The organism is Citrobacter sp. RHBSTW-00570 (genome assembly GCF_013739755.1).
Taxonomy (GTDB): Bacteria; Pseudomonadota; Gammaproteobacteria; order Enterobacterales; family Enterobacteriaceae; genus Citrobacter; species Citrobacter braakii.
Map to the genome: position 1 here is coordinate 1666419 of NZ_CP056399.1, position 19089 is coordinate 1685507.

The following is a 19089-nucleotide window of genomic DNA, read 5'->3' on the forward strand; positions in this document are numbered from 1 at the left end:
AAAAAAGAAGGTTTCCTGATGGTGGAACAGCGTCGTTTGGCAAGTACGGAATGGGTGGATATTGTGAATGAAGACAACGAAGTCATTGCACAATCCAGCCGGGAACAAATGCGGGCGCAACGCTTACGCCATCGTGCAACGTATATCGTCGTGCATGATGGTATGGGCAAAATTCTGGTTCAGCGTCGTACTGAGACAAAAGATTTTTTGCCCGGCATGCTGGATGCCACCGCTGGCGGTGTTGTGCAGGCTGACGAGCAACTACTGGATTCAGCGCGCCGTGAAGCGGAAGAGGAACTGGGGATTGCGGGCGTGCCGTTTGCCGAGCATGGGCAGTTTTATTTTGAAGACCAGAACTGTCGCGTATGGGGCGGGCTGTTTAGCTGTGTTTCCCACGGACCGTTTGCGCTTCAGGAAGAAGAGGTTAGTGAAGTTTGCTGGCTGACGCCGGAAGAAATTACCGCGCGCTGCGACGAATTTACGCCGGACTCACTGAAAGCCCTGGCGCTGTGGATGACCCGCAACGCTAAGAATGAAGGGGCGAAAGCCGAAAAGCAGGAAGAAGCTGAGTAAAATCTGCTCATCCGGCCTACAGCGTCGAGAAATCGTGTAGGCCGGGCAATCGTTTTTTAATGGTAACCCATTATCTGCGCGCCAATTACCACCACGCTGGACATAATAAACAGCAGTCCCAACAGCGTGGCGCCTACCTTCAGCCAGTTACGAAAATCCACCCGACACACGCCTAACGTTGCCATCAGCGATGCAGACGTAGGATAGATAATATGACTGAATCCGTCGCCAAACTGGAAGGCCAGTACGGTGACCTGACGGTTTACGCCAACCAGATCGCCTAAGGGTGCTAATAATGGCATGGTCAATGCAGCCTGACCAGAGCCGGAAGTAACGAAGAAATTAAACACCGCCTGGAACAGCAGCATAAACCACGCCGCGATGGCGTTATCCAGCCCGCTGATGCCGTTGGCAATGCTGTGCAGCAGCGTGTTCAACACGCTGGCTTCACCCGCCTCTCCATTACCGACCAGCAGTAATATGCCCTTGGCAAAACCGACCAGCAGGGCAGGGGCAATCATCATTCGCGCGCCTTCAGTGAATGAGGAGGCCATGATGTTGACCGTCATGCCGTTGAGACGAAAGACCACGCCGATGATGCCAATTACCAGGCCCATGGTGAAGAACTGACTGGCGATCTCAGGAATAAACCACGCGTTGACGATCACGCCCCAGACAACCCAAATCATTACCGCAGTCAGCACCAGCAGCACCAGCCAGTCGCCCAGCGTGAAGCGTCGTTCCACAACGTCGTCCTGCTGTTCGCGAAAGAAACGGTCGGATTCATGTACCCGGGACAAAAGCGGATTCTTTTTGATGCGTGCCGCATAGGCCAGCGTGAAGGTCAGACCTATCAGGGTCGCAATTACCCAGACAATGATACGCAGACCGGAACCAGAGAGCACCGGCACGCCCGCAATCCCCTGCGCGACGACCACGCAGAACGGGTTCATCCATGAGCTGGCGAATCCAATTTGAGTCGCAATATAGGTGACCAGAACGGTGGTGATACTGTCGTAACCTAACCGTACCATTAACGGTGCGATGATAATGGCAAAGGCGACCGCCTCTTCCCCCATGCCAAACACCGCGCCGCCTAATGAGAAGAGAACAAACAGCACCGGGATAAACAGGACTTCGTTTCCTCGCGTATGGCGGATGAGCGCCAGGATGCCGTTATCGATGGTTCCGGTACGCATAACGATGCCGAATGCACCGCCAATCACCAGCATAAACATAATAATGCCGACGGCAGTGCCGAATTTAGAGCCGGAGGTTAACCCTTCAAACGGAAAATTCATCAGGCCAGGGCGCTCATCACCGGTGGTGAAAAACTGCACCCGGTGATACTGCTCTTCGCCCGCGTCGTTGGTCAGAATTCGAAAAGAATGGGGGTCGACCACCTTACGGGTTTTGGTTTGTCCATCAACCTGATACTGCACTTCCTGACTGTCGAACATTCCGACGGGAACAACCCATGTCGCCAGACTGGTTAAAATGGCAACGAAAAAAATAATCACCAACGTATCGGGCATCGCCCATTTTTTAGCTGGCTGTATTTCTGTTACTGCTGACATGAAAGACTATCCCTGTTGCAATGCAAAAGAGGATAAGTATGCAAACAGGAGAATAGTTATTCATTGATGCAGCGCATCCTGGCAAATGTTTCAGAATATGCCAACGGGAAAAACAGGTATAAAAAAACCGGAAATATAAGCTATTTCCGGTTTAATAAGCAGAAGTGTTGCCGGATAAGACATCCGGCACACTCGACAGATTACTGCTGCTGTTGGGAAGACTGGATCGCGGTCAGAGCGATGGTGTAGACGATGTCGTCAACCAGCGCGCCACGAGACAGGTCGTTCACAGGCTTGCGCATACCCTGCAGCATCGGCCCGATGGAGATCAGGTCGGCAGAACGCTGTACCGCTTTGTAGGTGGTGTTACCGGTGTTCAGATCCGGGAAGATGAACACGGTAGCACGACCTGCAACCGGAGAGTTCGGCGCTTTGGATTTTGCTACGTCAGCCATAACCGCGGCGTCATACTGCAGCGGACCGTCGATCATCAGGTCAGGACGTTTTTCCTGCGCCAGACGCGTGGCTTCACGAACTTTTTCTACGTCGCTACCTGCACCAGAAGTACCGGTGGAGTAGGAGAGCATTGCTACACGCGGTTCGATACCGAAAGCAATGGCGGATTCAGCGGACTGAATCGCGATTTCTGCCAGTTGCTCTGCAGTCGGATCCGGGTTGATCGCGCAGTCGCCGTATACGTAAACCTGATCCGGCAGCAGCATGAAGAACACGGAAGACACCAGGGAACTACCCGGTGCAGTTTTGATCAGCTGCAGCGGCGGACGGATGGTGTTCGCGGTGGTATGAACTGCACCAGAAACCAGACCGTCAACGTCGTCCTGTTCCAGCATCAGGGTACCGAGAACCACGTTGTCTTCCAGCTGTTCGCGGGCAACGGTTTCGGTCATACCTTTGTTTTTACGCAGTTCGACCAGGCGAGCAACGTAGCTTTCGCGAACCACATCTGGATCAACGATTTCTACGCCAGCGCCCAGCTCAACGCCCTGAGAGGCCGCAACGCGGGTGATCTCATCCGGGTTGCCCAGCAGTACGCAGGTTGCGATACCGCGTTCAGCACAGATAGCCGCTGCTTTAACGGTACGCGGCTCGTCACCTTCCGGCAGAACAACGCGCTTGCCGGCTTTACGTGCCAGCTCGGTCAGCTGATAACGGAACGCTGGCGGAGACAGACGACGGCTGCGCTCAGAGGTCGCGGTCAGGGATTCAATCCAATCAGCGTTGATGTAGTTAGCAACGTATTCCTGAACTTTCTCAATACGTTCGTGATCGTCAACCGGAACTTCCAGGTTGAAGCTCTGCAGGCTCAGAGAGGTCTGCCAGGTGTTGGTGTTCACCATGAATACCGGCAGGCCGGTTTCAAATGCACGTTCGCACAGTTTAGTGATACGCGCGTCCATTTCGTAGCCGCCAGTCAGCAGCAGGGCACCGATCTCCACGCCGTTCATGGCTGCCAGGCATGCTGCAACCAGCACGTCAGGACGATCGGCGGAAGTCACCAGCAGAGAACCTGCTCGGAAGTGCTCCAGCATGTGCGGAATGCTGCGTGCGCAGAAAGTCACAGACTTCACGCGACGGGTATTGATATCACCTTCGTTAACGATAGTGGCGTTCAGATGACGCGCCATATCGATTGCACGCGTTGCGATCAGATCGAAGCTCCATGGCACCGCGCCCAGAACCGGCAACGGGCTGGATTCTTGCAGTTTAGCCGGATCAACTTTGATCACTTTCGCTTTGGAAGAGTCGTCGAAAATCTCGGACAGATCCGGGCGAGTACGGCCCTGCTCATCAACCGGTGCGTTCAGTTTGTTAACGATTACGCCGGTGATGTTGGTGTTTTTCGCGCCGCCGAAGCTGCTGCGAGTCAGTTCAATACGCTCGTTCAGCTGTTCCGGGGTATCGGTACCCTGAGACATTACGAAGACGATTTCTGCGTTCAGCGTTTTCGCGATTTCGTAGTTCAGAGACTGCGCGAACTGATGTTTACGGGTTGGGACCAGGCCTTCAACCAGTACAACTTCAGCGTCTTTAGTGTTCGCGTGGTAGTTCGCGATGATCTCTTCCATCAGCACATCTTTCTGATTGCTGGACAACAGAGATTCAACGTGGCTCATCTTCAGCGGCTCAGCGGCTGGCAGAGAAGAGTTAGCACGGACGATGCTGGTAGTCTGGTCTGGCGCATCGCCACCGGCACGCGGTTGAGAGATCGGCTTGAAGACGCTCAGACGAACGCCTTTGCGTTCCATTGCGCGGATCACGCCAAGGCTGACGCTGGTCAGACCGACGCTGGTTCCGGTAGGGATCAGCATAATAATACGGGACACGGTTTATCCTCTTTCGTTACCGTCGATGTAGACGGGTTACAAAACAGCACCGCCAGCTAGGCTGGCGGTGTGAAATCAGGCAGTCAGACGGCTCGCGTCTTGCGCGATAACCAGTTCTTCGTTGGTTGGGATAACCACCGCAGGACGGGTACCTTCTTTGTTGATGAAACCAGATTTGCCGAAACGTGCGGCCAGGTTACGTTCGTGGTCAACTTCAAAGCCCAGAACGCCCAGTTTGCCCAGAGACAGTTCACGAACCATCGCTGCGTTTTCACCGATACCACCGGTGAAGACAACTGCATCCAGACGACCATCCATCAGCGCAGTGTAAGAACCGATGTATTTCGCCAGACGGTGACAGTAAACGTCCATTGCACGTTTAGCGTCTTCTTTAGTCGCGTAGTTATCTTCAACATAACGGCAGTCGCTGGTGACTTCGGTCAGACCCAGCAGGCCGGACTCTTTGGTCAGCATTTTGTTGATCTGGTCAACGCTCATGCCCAGGGTGTCGTGCAGGTGGAAGATGATCGCCGGGTCGATGTCACCGGAACGCGTACCCATCACCAGACCTTCCAGCGGGGTCAGACCCATGGAGGTATCAACACATTTACCGTTACGGATAGCAGAAACAGAACCGCCGTTGCCCAAGTGGCAAGTGATGATGTTGAGCTCATCAACCGGTTTGTTCAGAATTTTTGCCGCTTCCTGAGTTACGAAGAAGTGGCTGGTACCGTGCGCGCCGTAACGACGAACACCGTGTTCTTTGTACAGGCTGTATGGCAGAGCATAGAGGTAAGACTCTTCCGGCATGGTCTGATGGAACGCGGTGTCGAACACAGCCACGTTTTTGTCTTTCAGATTCGGGAAGGATTTCAGCGCTTCTGCGATACCGATCAGGTGTGCAGGGTTATGCAGCGGTGCAAAAGAGGCTGCGTCTTTGATACCCTGAATAACAGAATCGTCGATAACCACAGAGCCGGTGTATTTCTCGCCGCCGTGAACAACACGGTGACCAATCGCAGTCAGCTGAGCAGACAGTTCTGGTTTTTGTGCCAGAATAGTATTAACGATAAAATTCAGCGCTTCACTGTGAGCGGCGCCTGCACCTAAAGCCGCTTCTTGTTTACCGCCGTCCATTTTCCACTTGATACGTGCTTCTGGGAGATGGAAACATTCGGCTAAACCAGAGAGGTATTCTTCACCGTTTACTGCATCGATGATGGCAAATTTCAGTGAGGAGCTACCGCAGTTCAGAACCAGTACTAACTTACTCGACATGGAAGTACCTATTTATGATACGTGGCTAAAAAAACGTCAGGAAGTCATAGAGCGTAGCGCATGATGACACCGACGTTTATGATTAACATCATGCGCCATAGTCTTTTTGGGCACGATGGAATAAATACCTTTGAGTCTATGTCATTTTGCGTATTTTTCAGCCAATGGCATACTATGTGTCAATTTGACGACTCAATGATTTTGGACTAAAGGCCTTACAGGCCGGCACAGGATACCTGAATGTGGGTATTAAAGACAAAATGTTTTGAACGATGTCCTTTGTAGTTGTTGTTTTGCACAAATTTTTTAATTTTTATATGTGAAGTTGAGGTAACCGCCATGTCGACACCGGATAATCGTTCCGTCAATTTTTTTAGCTTGTTTCGCCGGGGGCAGCACTATGCGAAGACGTGGCCAATGGAAAAGCGCCTCGCGCCTGTGTTTGTAGAGAACCGCGTAATCCGCATGACGCGTTACGCGATCCGTTTTATGCCGCCTATCGCCGTCTTCACCTTATGCTGGCAAATTGCGTTAGGGGGGCAGTTGGGACCGGCCGTGGCGACTGCGCTGTTTGCGCTCAGCCTGCCGATGCAGGGCATGTGGTGGCTGGGTAAACGTTCTGTAACGCCGCTGCCGCCTTCAATACTCAACTGGTTCTACGAAGTTCGGGGTAAATTGCAAGAAGCCGGGCAGGCGCTCACTCCGGTAGAAGGAAAGCCTGATTATCAGGCGCTGGCTGACACGCTTAAGCGCGCCTTCAAACAACTGGATAAAACTTTCCTTGATGATTTGTAATTGACCCCTGATTACGCATATAAAAGAAGGCACAAGATGCCTTCTTTTTTTCATCGCAGTAGTAGTGATACAGGAGTCCCAAATGGAAATGACCAACGCTCAACGTCTGATTTTGTCTAATCAGTACAAAATGATGACTATGCTCGATCCCACTAACGCCGAGCGTTATCGTCGTTTGCAGACGATTATTGAACGCGGTTACGGCTTGCAGATGCGCGAGCTGGATCGTGAGTTTGGTGAGCTGACGGAAGAAACCTGTCGTACGATTATCGATATTATGGAGATGTATCACGCATTACATGTGTCCTGGACTAATCTTAAGGACGCGCAGGCTATTGATGAGCGTCGCGTGACCTTCCTTGGCTTTGACGCCGCAACGGAAGCCCGTTACCTCGGGTACGTACGTTTTATGGTTAATGTAGAAGGTCGTTATACCCACTTTGATGCGGGTACGCATGGCTTCAACGCCCAGACCCCGATGTGGGAAAAATATCAGCGTATGCTGAATGTCTGGCACTCTTGCCCGCGCCAGTATCACCTGAGTGCGAATGAAATTAACCAAATCATTAATGCCTGAGGGGGCGAGCGTGCAGTGCAAAGGTTTTCTGTTTGATCTGGATGGAACGCTGGTCGATTCCTTACCCGCAGTAGAACGCGCGTGGTGCAACTGGGCCGATCGTTTTGGCCTCGATCACGCCGAGGTGCTCGGCTTTATTCATGGCAAGCAGGCCATTACCTCCCTGCGACACTTTATGGTGGGCAAATCTGAGGCTGAGATCGCCGCGGAATTCACCCGCCTGGAGCAGATCGAAGCGACGGAAACCGCGGGGATCACTGCGCTGCCGGGAGCGGTTGATTTGCTCAACCACCTCAATAAAGCGGGTATTCCATGGGCGATTGTGACCTCCGGGTCCATGCCGGTCGCACGAGCGCGTCATCGTGTCGCGGGGCTGCCTGCTCCTGAAGTGTTTGTCACCGCCGAGCGGGTAAAAAGAGGCAAGCCCGAGCCTGACGCCTATCTGTTAGGCGCCCAGCTTCTGGGTCTTGCGCCACAGGAATGCGCGGTGGTGGAAGATGCGCCCGCTGGGGTGCTTTCAGGACTGGCGGCAGGGTGTCATGTGATAGCGGTCAACGCGCCTGTGGACACGCCGCGTCTGGATGAGGTCGATTTTTCGCTGACCAGTCTGGAACATATTTCTGTGACCAAACAGCCTAACGGAAATGTGGTCGTGGTAAGAAATACCTGAACATGATTTAGCCCCAGATTGTTGGGGCTTTTTTATGGCAGAATCGATCCATCCCTCTCATTTAACAAGGATATGTTGTGAACGGTGAATTGATATGGGTTCTCTCATTGCTGGCGATTGCCGTCGTCTTGTTTGTTACTGGCAGAGTGCGTATGGACGCGGTCGCTTTGCTGGTCATCATTGCCTTTGTTCTGAGCGGAACATTGAGCATCACAGAAGCCTTTTCCGGATTCAGCGATCCTAACGTTATTTTGATTGCGGCATTATTCATTATCGGCGACGGCCTGGTGCGTACCGGGGTGGCGACGGTAATGGGTGCCTGGCTGGTGAAGGTGGCTGGCAGCAGTGAAGTCAAAATGCTGGTGTTGCTGATGATTACCGTTGCCGGGCTCGGGGCGTTTATGAGTTCGACCGGCGTGGTCGCCATCTTTATCCCGGTGGTCTTAAGCGTTTCCATGCGCATGGAAATTTCCCCTTCACGCCTGATGATGCCGCTGAGCTTTGCCGGCTTGATAAGCGGCATGATGACGCTGGTGGCGACGCCGCCTAACCTGGTCGTCAACAGTGAACTGTTACGTGAAGGACTTAACGGGTTCAGCTTTTTTAGCGTTACCCCGCTGGGGCTGGTGGTTCTGGTTCTCGGCATAATTTATATGCTGCTGATGCGCTTTATGCTCAAGGGGGAAGATTCCAGGCAGCCGGGAGACGGCTGGAAACGCCGGACCTTTCGCGATCTGATTAAAGAATATCGCCTGACCGGGCGCGCGCGTCGGCTGGCGATTCGTCCCGGTTCTCCTATGATTGGCCAGCGTCTGGATGATCTGAAGTTGCGTGAGCGCTACGGGGCAAACGTGATTGGCGTGGAACGCTGGCGTCGCTTTCGTCGCGTAATAGTCGACGTTAACGGGGTTTCTGAGTTTCGCGCCCGTGACGTATTGCTGATTGATATGTCCGCGGCCGATGTCGACCTGCGTGAATTTTGCAGTGAACAGTTTCTGGAACCAATGGTACTGCGCGGCGAATACTTCTCCGAGCAGGCGCTTGATGTGGGGATGGCCGAGATCTCTCTGATCCCTGAATCGGAATTGATCGGCAAAACGGTACGGGAAATCGCTTTTCGTACCCGCTACGGGCTGAATGTCGTTGGGCTGAAGCGCGATGGTGCGGCTCTGGCTGGAGCGGTGGTGGATGAGCCATTGCTGATGGGCGATATCATATTAGTGGTGGGCAACTGGAAGCTCATCACACTGTTGGGACAAAAAGGGCGTGATTTTGTCGTGCTGAATATGCCCGAGGAAGTCAGTGAAGCTTCTCCGGCGCACAGCCAGGCACCGCATGCGATTTTCTGTCTGGTGCTGATGGTCGCTCTGATGCTCACTGATGAAATTCCCAATACGGTGGCTGCGATCATCGCCTGTCTACTGATGGGGAAATTTCGCTGTATTGATGCCGAAAGTGCCTATAAAGCGATTCACTGGCCAAGCATTATTTTGATTGTCGGGATGATGCCCTTCGCGCTGGCTTTACAAAAAACCGGCGGTGTCGACTTGGTGGTGAAAGGGCTGATGGATGTCGGTGGCGGGTATGGCCCGTATGTGATGTTGGGCTGCCTGTTCGTGCTGTGTGCGACTATCGGGCTATTTATCTCCAACACCGCGACGGCGGTGCTGATGGCGCCAATCGCGCTGGCGGCTGCAAAGTCGATGGGCGTTTCACCGTATCCTTTTGCGATGGGGATTGCGATGGCAGCATCCGCAGCCTTTATGACACCTGTCTCTTCCCCGGTAAACACTCTGGTGCTCGGACCTGGCAACTACAGCTTTAGCGATTTCGTGAAGATTGGCGTACCGTTTACCATCATTGTGATGGCGGTGTGCGTGGTGATGATCCCGATGCTGTTTCCGTTTTGATTTTGTTGGCGGATGGCGACGGAGATATCTTCGCCGCCACCGGGTCATGCGTTTATAGCGGAGAATCCTGGCTGATTTCATCTAATGAGAGGTGAAAACTCGGGACAAACACGTCCATAAAGTAGTCCATCTCTTCGCTGCGTCGCGACTCCAGCGTTTTTTCCAGACGCGTCTTGGCAAGCAGAAATTCGTTATTACCGGCAGAGAGTTCCTCCAGACACTTCAGATACGCGCACAGGGCATCGGCCTGTTTAACAATCGATCTCTCTTCTTCACTTAAGGCATGTTCATCAATGAGCGGCGCAAAAATATCGCGCAGTTCATCAGGTACCATATCGACCAGTTTTTGCTGGGCAATTTTCTCTATCGCTTTATATTCCTGCGCAATCTGCGAGTTGAAATATTTCACCGGGGTAGGGAGATCACCGGTCAGCACTTCTGACGCATCGTGATACATCGCCAACAGAGCAATACGCTCAGCATTAACCTGACCACCAAATTTGCGGTTTTTGATCGCGGCCAGCGCATGGGCAACCATGGCAACCTGCAGACTGTGTTCAGACACGTTTTCGGTGCGCACGTTGCGCATCAGCGGCCAGCGATTAATGAGCTTCAGACGGGAGAGGTGGGCAAAAAAATGGCTCTGCTTCATAACGACCCTTATATGATGGCAACCTAAGAGTCATTTTGCGCAGAGAAGGCTGTCAGATGCAAATACTCGTCATCCATCCGACAGCCTTTGTTTAATTACAGCTGGTGATACCCTGACAGGAAACGCTCAAATTTACTCAGCGACATTTCAATATCGTCAATACGCGGCAGCGTGACGATGCGGAAATGATCCGGCCACGGCCAGTTGAACGCTGTTCCCTGAACCAGCAGTACTTTTTCCTGCAGCAGGAAGTCGAGCACCATCTTCTGGTCGTCATGAATGTTGAAGCGTTTAGCATCAATTTTCGGGAACATATACAGCGCGCCGCGCGGTTTTACGCAGGAGACACCAGGAATGTCATTGAGCAGTTCCCAGGCGCGGTTGCGTTGTTCATACAGACGCCCACCAGGCATGATAAATTCGCTGATGCTCTGGTATCCGCCCAGCGCGGTCTGAATGGCATGTTGCGCCGGAACGTTGGCACACAGGCGCATAGAGGCCAGCATCTCAAGACCTTCAATATATCCTTTAGCATGTTTCTTCGGCCCGTTCAGCACCATCCAGCCCTGACGGAAACCGGCAACGCGATAGGTTTTTGACAGGCCATTGAAGGTGATGGTCAGCAGATCCGGCGCCATTGCAGCGATGGAGTGGTGTTCAGCATCGTCGTAGAGAATTTTGTCGTAAATCTCATCCGCAAAGATGATGAGGTTGTTCTGGCGAGCAATCTCAACAATCTCCATCAGCAGCTCTTTAGAGTAAACAGCGCCGGTTGGGTTGTTTGGGTTGATGATGACGATCCCACGCGTACGCGGCGTGATTTTGGCACGGATATCATCCAGGTCCGGGAACCAGTCTGATGATTCGTCACACAGGTAGTGCACGGCATTACCGCCGGAGAGCGATACCGCCGCCGTCCACAGCGGATAATCAGGAGCAGGAACCAGCATTTCGTCCCCACTGTTCAGCAATGCCTGCATAGCCTGCACAATTAATTCAGAAACGCCGTTGCCGATATAAATATCTTCCACGGTTACGTCGCGCATACCACGGGCCTGGTAATGCTGCATAATCGCTTTACGGGCGGAATAAAGGCCTTTGGAGTCGCAATATCCTTGCGCTGTTGGCAAATTGCGGATCACATCCACTAGTATTTCATCTGGCGCTTCAAACCCGAATGGCGCCGGGTTGCCGATGTTCAGTTTCAGAACTTTATTGCCTTCTTCTTCCAGGCGCTTTGCTTCCTTCAGAACCGGGCCGCGAATGTCATAACAGACGTTTTCTAATTTGCTGGATTTTTCAATGGGGGACATGAACGTTGACCTTTTTAGCTGTGAATGCCACTCCCTGCCATGGAAGTCAGCCCAGCACAATGTACTCCCACGGCGGTGAGTTTTGAAGGGTCTTTAGTAGAAGATTTTGAAAAGCTATGAAGTGATAATTAACTGTTAACAACTAAATAATGTAAATATTATGAGATAATAATCTATCTGGATGTGTTTTATTGGTAGTATATTTTGTTTTATTGGTTTGGTTGTGGTGATTTGTTTGGTCAAAAAAAGTTAAGCCTGTAAAGCGAAATGTCACGGGCGTCTAAGCTGGATGAGGTAATTCGAAAATACTGAGGTTTTAACTACGGGGCCTGTTATCGGCCTGATCCGTACGTGATACGGTGTGAATTCATTGTTAAGCATAATTAATGAATTGAAGAATTCTTAATTAATTATTATTTAATATTTAAACGACATTAAATTGGATGGGCCAATAATAGCAAAACCGCTGCTCTGACATAACACCTGGTAGCCTGGAATTATTCACGATAACACTTATAAATATAGTGGTTTTAGGTTAAGATAAGTCTCATGAAATGGTAAGTAGTCTGAATTTTAAGATAATTCAAATGTTTGTTGGTTGTTCCTAACACACTGAAAAGTTAGTTTTTAATGTGTAAATTATTGTTCGTTAACTTTTTTTTAAATTTACAAAATTTACATGTTTTCCCTAAGTCAGAATCATCCAGCAGCTAAAAATTCGGCTCTTTCTCGTTGCTATATTCCGATGAATATCACGGGAATTAAAATAGCCAGGAAAGAGAATTGTTTCGTTTGTTAAACCAAATACATCCTTATTTTCACTTGGTTACACTAAGCGAAACTGCGAGGGAGGCACATTACAAATGGAGTTGTTTGATTCCAAATGCACAGCATTAACCCGGTATGACCCGCGAGTAAGTGAAAAACTATGATAAATGCAAATCGTCCGATAATTAACCTCGACCTCGATCTGCTGAGAACCTTCGTTGCTGTTGCCGACCTGAATACCTTTGCGGCTGCGGCAGCTGCGGTATGTCGAACTCAGTCTGCGGTGAGTCAGCAAATGCAGCGTCTTGAGCAACTCGTGGGGAAAGAGTTGTTCGCGCGCCATGGACGCAACAAACTACTGACCGAACATGGTATACAACTGTTGGGTTACGCCAGAAAAATACTGCGCTTTAATGATGAGGCATGCTCATCATTAATGTTTAATAATCTTCAGGGAGTGTTAACTATCGGTGCTTCTGATGAATCAGCCGATACCATACTGCCTTTCCTGCTCAACCGAATAAGTTCGGTTTATCCGAAGCTTGCGCTGGATGTGAGGGTCAAGCGTAACGCCTACATGGTGGATATGCTGAAGTCGCAAGAAGTGGACTTGGTTGTGACTACCAACCGTCCTGGCGATTTTGAATGTCTGAATCTGCGTACCTCGCCAACGCATTGGTACTGTGCTGCCGAATATATTCTGCAAAAAGGTGAGCCGGTACCGTTGGTTCTGCTGGACGATCCGAGCCCGTTTCGCGATATCGTGCTGGCGACATTAAATGCTGCTCAGATCCCGTGGCGTCTGGCTTATGTTGCTTCAACCTTACCTGCGGTTCGCGCGGCGGTAAAAGCAGGGCTCGGCGTCACTGCACGGCCTGTTGAAATGATGAGTCCGGATTTACGCGTACTGGGCGCCGCCGACGGATTACCGCCATTGCCTGATACTGAGTATTTGTTGTGCTGCGATCCGTCCACGCAAAATGAGTTGGCAGAAGTTATCTTTAAGTCGATGCAAACGTATCAAAATCCTTGGCAATACAATCAGTTTACCCCGGAAGGGGGAGATGACTCGCTGATTGTTGAAGGCGACTTTGAGTAATCCGTCACAAAAAATCGTTTTAAAATGTTAGTGTAAAAAAGAGCCTCTGGTGATGAAAAAACATCCAGCGGCTCTTTTTTTATGTAAATATTGCCGCTTTATGTCATTTGCTATACTAAAACTTAACAAAATCAGAAGGTAAAAAAACGGCCTGACACTTGGCTGAAAAATAAGCAGCAGCGTTACTAATTGTTTCCATGTTAAAAAACTAGAGAAATTGTTGCTGTTTTTTATGGTGAATTAACAAAAGCGTGTCACAGATCAAGAAAATACTCCCATTTAGGGGGAGGCATCTGGGTGAATTCCTGTCAAAATAGGTGAGTATTATCTTTTTTACTTCACTACGGACACGATTCAACAACATTAAAAATGACCGATGATGCGATCGAAATTGGTCTAAATAGCACTTTATGTTAATGAAGTTGGAGCGGTGTAAAATAATGTGAGGAAACTTTTGTTAAAGTTGACAAAAGGTTATAGAAAGGAGTAAAAAACCCCATCAATTAGCTGTATAAAATGGTTTTTCACAGTGATTGTAAGGTTTTTTTTATTCCTCCCCATGAATCGATGTGGCGTTCATCTGCCGAAAAGAGCAGAGAATTTGGCGCTACTTTTGATGAGTAAGCAATGAGTATGTCAACATCCACTGAAATCATCGCTCATCACTGGGCATTCGCTATCTTTCTTATTGTTGCCATTGGCCTGTGCTGCCTGATGCTCGTCGGCGGCTGGTTTTTAGGTGGTCGCGCGCGCGCGAGATCTAAAAACGTGCCGTTTGAATCAGGTATCGACTCGGTCGGCACCGCCCGCTTGCGCCTGTCTGCCAAGTTTTATCTGGTAGCCATGTTCTTCGTTATCTTCGACGTTGAAGCGCTGTATCTGTTCGCATGGTCAACTTCTATCCGTGAAAGCGGCTGGATTGGCTTTGTGGAAGCTGCAATTTTTATTTTTGTGTTACTGGCAGGTCTGGTTTATCTGGTGCGTATTGGCGCGCTGGACTGGACGCCCGCGCGTTCACGCCGCGAGCGTATGAACCCGGAAACGAACAGTATCGCTAATCGTCAACGCTAACCGCGAGGCATTAAGATGGATTATACGCTCACCCGCATAGATCCTAACGGTGAGAACGACCGTTACCCCCTGCAAAAACAGGAGATCGTAACCGACCCCCTGGAGCAAGAAGTTAACAAAAACGTGTTCATGGGCAAGCTGCATGACATGGTTAACTGGGGCCGTAAAAACTCAATTTGGCCATATAACTTTGGCCTTTCCTGCTGCTACGTTGAGATGGTGACCTCGTTTACCGCCGTGCACGATGTGGCCCGTTTTGGTGCGGAAGTACTGCGTGCATCGCCGCGTCAGGCTGACCTGATGGTCGTCGCCGGAACCTGCTTTACTAAAATGGCGCCAGTTATTCAGCGCCTCTACGATCAGATGCTGGAACCGAAATGGGTTATTTCCATGGGCGCATGCGCCAACTCCGGCGGTATGTACGACATCTATTCTGTGGTGCAGGGCGTTGATAAATTTATTCCGGTCGATGTGTACATCCCGGGATGCCCGCCGCGTCCGGAAGCGTATATGCAGGCTCTGATGCTGCTGCAAGATTCCATTGGCAAAGAACGCCGTCCGCTCTCCTGGGTGGTTGGCGATCAGGGCGTTTATCGCGCCAATATGCAGTCAGAACGCGAGCGTAAACGCGGCGAACGTATTGCTGTAACGAATCTTCGTACACCAGACGAGATTTAATTTGCGCCTGTCGGCAGCAGCACTTCCTTCGCTTATCACTACATAAATAGCGCGAAGCACTGCCGACTACCACGGACCATTTGCAATGGTGAACAATATGACCGACTTAACCGCGCAAGACGCTGTATGGCAAACACGGGATCACCTTGATGACCCGGTCATTGGCGAACTGCGCAACCGTTTTGGGCCGGATGCCTTTACCGTTCAGGCGACTCGCACCGGGGTACCTGTTGTTTGGGTCAAGCGTGAACAATTACTGGAAGTTGGCGATTTCTTAAAGAGACTGCCGAAACCTTACGTCATGCTGTTTGACTTACACGGCATGGACGAACGTCTGCGTACGCACCGCGAAGGGTTACCTGCCGCGGATTTTTCCGTTTTCTATCACCTGATCTCCATTGAACGCAATCGCGATATCATGCTCAAGGTGGCATTGTCTGAAAACGACCTGCGCGTACCGACGTTCACCAAACTGTTCCCGAACGCCAACTGGTATGAGCGTGAAACCTGGGAAATGTTTGGCATCGACATTGAAGGTCACCCGCACCTGACGCGTCTGCTGATGCCGCATACCTGGGAAGGTCATCCGCTGCGTAAAGACTACCCGGCGCGTGCGACCGAATTCGATCCGTTTGAGCTGACTAAAGCCAAACAGGATCTGGAAATGGAATCACTGACCTTCAAACCAGAAGAATGGGGCATGAAGCGTAGTTCCGAAAACGAGGACTTCATGTTCCTCAACCTCGGTCCTAACCACCCGTCTTCTCACGGTGCGTTCCGTATTGTGCTGCAGCTTGATGGCGAAGAAATCGTCGACTGCGTGCCTGACATCGGCTACCACCACCGTGGCGCTGAAAAGATGGGTGAACGTCAGTCCTGGCATAGCTACATTCCGTACACCGACCGTATCGAGTACCTCGGCGGCTGCGTTAACGAAATGCCTTACGTACTGGCCGTTGAGAAACTGGCTGGCATCACCACGCCGGATCGCGTCAACGTGATTCGCGTTATGTTGTCTGAACTGTTCCGTATCAACAGCCATCTGCTGTACATCTCCACGTTCATCCAGGACGTCGGCGCGATGACGCCGGTCTTCTTCGCCTTTACCGACCGTCAGAAAATCTATGACGTAGTGGAAGCGATCACCGGTTTCCGTATGCACCCGGCCTGGTTCCGTATCGGCGGTGTGGCACACGATCTGCCGCGCGGTTGGGACAAACTGCTGCGTGACTTCCTCGACTGGATGCCAAAACGTCTGGATTCCTACGAGAAAGCCGCACTGCGTAACACCATCCTGAAAGGCCGTTCGCAAGGCGTTGCCGCTTACGGTAAGAAAGAAGCGCTGGACTGGGGTTGTACCGGTGCTGCGCTGCGTGCGACCGGTATTGATTTTGACGTGCGTAAAGCGCGTCCATACTCCGGCTACGAAAACTTTGACTTTGAAGTCCCGGTTGGCGGCGGCGTGTCCGACTGCTATACCCGCGTGATGCTGAAAGTTGAAGAGCTGCGCCAGAGTCTGCGCATCCTTGAGCAGTGCCTCAACAACATGCCGGAAGGCCCGTTCAAAGCGGATCACCCGCTGACTACGCCGCCGCCGAAAGAGCGCACGTTGCAACATATCGAAACCCTGATCACCCACTTCCTGCAAGTTTCGTGGGGACCGGTTATGCCGGCAAACGAGTCCTTCCAGATGGTGGAAGCGACCAAGGGTATTAACAGTTACTACCTGACCAGCGATGGCAGCACCATGAGTTACCGTACCCGTATCCGTACCCCGAGCTATGCGCACCTGCAGCAGATCCCGGTAGCGGTACGTGGCAGCCTGGTGTCTGACCTTATCGTCCACCTGGGTAGTATCGATTTTGTTATGTCAGATGTGGACCGCTAATTATGCACGAGAATCAACAACCACAAACCGAGGCTTTTGAGCTGAGTGCGGCTGAGCGTGAAGCGATTGAGCACGAGAAGCACCACTACGAAGACCCGCGTGCGGCGTCCATTGAAGCGCTGAAAATCGTTCAGAAACAGCGTGGCTGGGTGCCGGATGGGGCGATCTATGCGATCGCTGATGTGCTGGGGATCCCGGCAAGCGACGTAGAAGGTGTTGCCACGTTCTATAGCCAGATCTTCCGCCAGCCGGTAGGTCGCCACGTGATCCGCTATTGCGACAGCGTGGTGTGCCATATCAACGGCTATCAGGGGATCCAGGCTGCGCTTGAGAAAAAACTCAACATCAAGCCGGGGCAGACGACCTTTGACGGTCGTTTTACGCTGCTCCCGACCTGTTGCCTGGGGAACTGCGATAAAGGGCCGAACATGATGATCGATGAGGATACTCATGCTCACCTGACCCCGGAAGGCATTCCCGAACTGCTGGAGCGGTATAAATGAAAGACATTATCCGTACTCCCGAAACGCATCCGCTGACCTGGCGTCTGCGTGATGACAAACAGCCGGTCTGGCTGGACGAATACCGTAGCAAGAACGGCTACGAAGGTGCACGTAAGGCCCTGACCGGGCTGTCACCGGACGAAATCGTTAATCAGGTAAAAGACGCTGGCCTGAAAGGGCGCGGCGGTGCGGGCTTTTCCACCGGTCTGAAGTGGAGCCTGATGCCGAAAGACGAATCCATGAACATCCGTTACCTGCTGTGTAACGCCGATGAAATGGAGCCGGGTACCTATAAAGACCGTCTGCTGATGGAACAACTGCCGCACCTGCTGGTGGAAGGCATGCTGATCTCCGCGTTTGCGCTGAAAGCGTACCGTGGTTACATCTTCCTGCGTGGTGAATATATCGAAGCGGCTGTGCATCTGCGTCGCGCGATTGCCGAAGCAACCGAAGCCGGCTTGCTTGGCAAAAACATCATGGGCACCGGTTTCGACTTCGAACTGTTTGTCCACACCGGGGCAGGGCGCTATATCTGCGGTGAAGAGACGGCGCTGATCAACTCCCTTGAAGGTCGTCGTGCTAACCCACGCTCTAAGCCGCCGTTCCCGGCAAGCTCTGGCGCTTGGGGTAAGCCGACCTGCGTTAACAACGTCGAAACCCTGTGTAACGTACCGGCTATCCTCGCGAACGGCGTGGAGTGGTACCAGAACATTTCGCAGAGCAAAGACGCGGGCACCAAGCTGATGGGCTTCTCCGGTCGCGTGAAGAACCCTGGCCTGTGGGAACTGCCTTTCGGTACTACCGCGCGCGAGATCCTCGAAGATTACGCGGGCGGCATGCGCGATGGCCTGAAGTTCAAAGCCTGGCAGCCGGGCGGCGCGGGTACTGACTTCCTGACTGAAGCGCACCTCGATCTGCCGATGGAATTCGAAAGCATTGGTAAAGCCGGTAGCCGTTTGGGCACCGCGCTGGCAATGGCCGTCGATCACGAGATTGGCATGGTTCCTCTGGTGCGTAACCTCGAAGAGTTCTTTGCCCGCGAGTCCTGCGGCTGGTGTACGCCGTGCCGTGACGGTCTGCCGTGGAGTGTGAAAATTCTGCGCGCGCTGGAGCGTGGCGAAGGCCAGCCTGGGGATATCGAGACGCTTGAGCAACTGTGTCGTTTCCTCGGCCCGGGTAAAACCTTCTGTGCACACGCACCGGGTGCGGTGGAGCCGCTGCAGAGCGCCATTAAATATTTCCGCGAAGAATTCGAAGCTGGCATCAAGCAGTCCTTCAGCAATACCCATCAGATTGGTGGTATTCAGCCGAACCTGCTGAAAGAGCGCTGGTAATAGCAGGGTAACCCTGAATCGCGATCAGAAATTCGATTAACGCTCGGTTTTAGACCGA

The 19089-nt window shown here is 51.8% G+C and carries 16 protein-coding genes; 11 read left to right on the top strand and 5 right to left on the bottom strand.

What is annotated here, in order from left to right; all coding sequences use genetic code 11:
- Positions 1 to 18: 18 nt before the first annotated feature.
- A complete protein-coding gene (gene yfcD, locus HV237_RS07850; RefSeq protein ID WP_006683645.1) occupies positions 19 to 573 on the top strand; it encodes an NUDIX hydrolase YfcD in 555 nt (184 codons plus the stop codon).
- 56 nt (positions 574 to 629) lie between these two features.
- On the opposite strand, the gene yfcC is transcribed toward yfcD, so the two are convergent.
- The 3 genes from yfcC to ackA all read right to left on the bottom strand — a co-directional run bounded on the left by yfcC (position 630) and on the right by ackA (position 5773).
- On the bottom strand, positions 630 to 2150 hold the full coding sequence (gene yfcC, locus HV237_RS07855) for a putative basic amino acid antiporter YfcC (RefSeq protein WP_047359227.1): 1521 nt from the start codon (positions 2148 to 2150) through the stop codon (positions 630 to 632).
- A gap of 200 nt (positions 2151 to 2350) precedes the next feature.
- Positions 2351 to 4495 carry a phosphate acetyltransferase gene (pta, locus tag HV237_RS07860; RefSeq protein WP_016153844.1) on the bottom strand — a complete coding sequence of 715 codons (2145 nt, stop codon included), beginning with the start codon at positions 4493 to 4495 and terminating at the stop codon, positions 2351 to 2353.
- A 75-nt stretch (positions 4496 to 4570) separates the two neighbouring features.
- Positions 4571 to 5773: an acetate kinase gene (ackA, locus tag HV237_RS07865; protein WP_016153843.1), complete on the bottom strand. Its 1203-nt coding sequence runs from the start codon at positions 5771 to 5773 to the stop codon at positions 4571 to 4573.
- 339 nt (positions 5774 to 6112) lie between these two features.
- Here ackA and yfbV point away from each other — a divergent pair, with 339 nt between their 5' ends.
- From yfbV to HV237_RS07885, 4 genes are all read left to right on the top strand, one after another.
- The gene (gene yfbV / locus HV237_RS07870) at positions 6113 to 6568 is read left to right on the top strand and encodes a terminus macrodomain insulation protein YfbV (protein ID WP_016153842.1); all 456 of its coding nucleotides are present in this window, start codon (positions 6113 to 6115) and stop codon (positions 6566 to 6568) included.
- Positions 6569 to 6650: 82 nt separating this feature from the next.
- On the top strand, positions 6651 to 7145 hold the full coding sequence (locus HV237_RS07875; RefSeq protein ID WP_016153841.1) for a YfbU family protein: 495 nt from the start codon (positions 6651 to 6653) through the stop codon (positions 7143 to 7145).
- Positions 7138 to 7815 carry a sugar phosphatase gene (locus tag HV237_RS07880; protein WP_085951065.1) on the top strand — a complete coding sequence of 226 codons (678 nt, stop codon included), beginning with the start codon at positions 7138 to 7140 and terminating at the stop codon, positions 7813 to 7815. The genes HV237_RS07875 and HV237_RS07880 overlap by 8 nt, the downstream gene beginning before the upstream one ends.
- Before the next feature lie 77 nt (positions 7816 to 7892).
- Positions 7893 to 9725, top strand: coding sequence for an SLC13 family permease (locus tag HV237_RS07885; RefSeq protein ID WP_019077293.1), 1833 nt, complete (start codon positions 7893 to 7895; stop codon positions 9723 to 9725).
- Between the two features lie 52 nt (positions 9726 to 9777).
- On the opposite strand, the gene yfbR is transcribed toward HV237_RS07885, so the two are convergent.
- Together yfbR and alaA are read right to left on the bottom strand one after the other, a co-directional pair.
- Positions 9778 to 10377, bottom strand: coding sequence for a 5'-deoxynucleotidase (yfbR, locus tag HV237_RS07890; protein WP_003028083.1), 600 nt, complete (start codon positions 10375 to 10377; stop codon positions 9778 to 9780).
- Positions 10378 to 10472: 95 nt separating this feature from the next.
- Positions 10473 to 11690, bottom strand: coding sequence for an alanine transaminase AlaA (gene alaA, locus HV237_RS07895; RefSeq protein ID WP_005129483.1), 1218 nt, complete (start codon positions 11688 to 11690; stop codon positions 10473 to 10475).
- A gap of 928 nt (positions 11691 to 12618) precedes the next feature.
- Here alaA and lrhA point away from each other — a divergent pair.
- The 6 genes from lrhA to nuoF all read left to right on the top strand — a co-directional run bounded on the left by lrhA (position 12619) and on the right by nuoF (position 19031).
- The gene (gene lrhA, locus HV237_RS07900) at positions 12619 to 13557 is read left to right on the top strand and encodes a transcriptional regulator LrhA (protein ID WP_016153838.1); all 939 of its coding nucleotides are present in this window, start codon (positions 12619 to 12621) and stop codon (positions 13555 to 13557) included.
- Positions 13558 to 14184: 627 nt separating this feature from the next.
- The gene (gene nuoA, locus HV237_RS07905; protein ID WP_003028077.1) at positions 14185 to 14628 is read left to right on the top strand and encodes an NADH-quinone oxidoreductase subunit NuoA; all 444 of its coding nucleotides are present in this window, start codon (positions 14185 to 14187) and stop codon (positions 14626 to 14628) included.
- Positions 14629 to 14643: 15 nt separating this feature from the next.
- Positions 14644 to 15306, top strand: a complete 663-nt coding sequence (gene nuoB / locus HV237_RS07910; protein ID WP_003028075.1) for an NADH-quinone oxidoreductase subunit NuoB — start codon at positions 14644 to 14646, stop codon at positions 15304 to 15306.
- 85 nt (positions 15307 to 15391) lie between these two features.
- A complete protein-coding gene (nuoC, locus tag HV237_RS07915) occupies positions 15392 to 17194 on the top strand; it encodes an NADH-quinone oxidoreductase subunit C/D (RefSeq protein WP_016153837.1) in 1803 nt (600 codons plus the stop codon).
- A 2-nt stretch (positions 17195 to 17196) separates the two neighbouring features.
- Positions 17197 to 17697 (top strand): NADH-quinone oxidoreductase subunit NuoE, encoded by a 501-nt coding sequence (nuoE, locus tag HV237_RS07920; RefSeq protein WP_003028069.1) that lies wholly within the window; start codon positions 17197 to 17199, stop codon positions 17695 to 17697.
- Positions 17694 to 19031, top strand: a complete 1338-nt coding sequence (gene nuoF / locus HV237_RS07925; protein ID WP_016153836.1) for an NADH-quinone oxidoreductase subunit NuoF — start codon at positions 17694 to 17696, stop codon at positions 19029 to 19031. Before nuoE ends, nuoF begins: the two co-directional genes overlap by 4 nt.
- Positions 19032 to 19089: the final 58 nt, after the last annotated feature.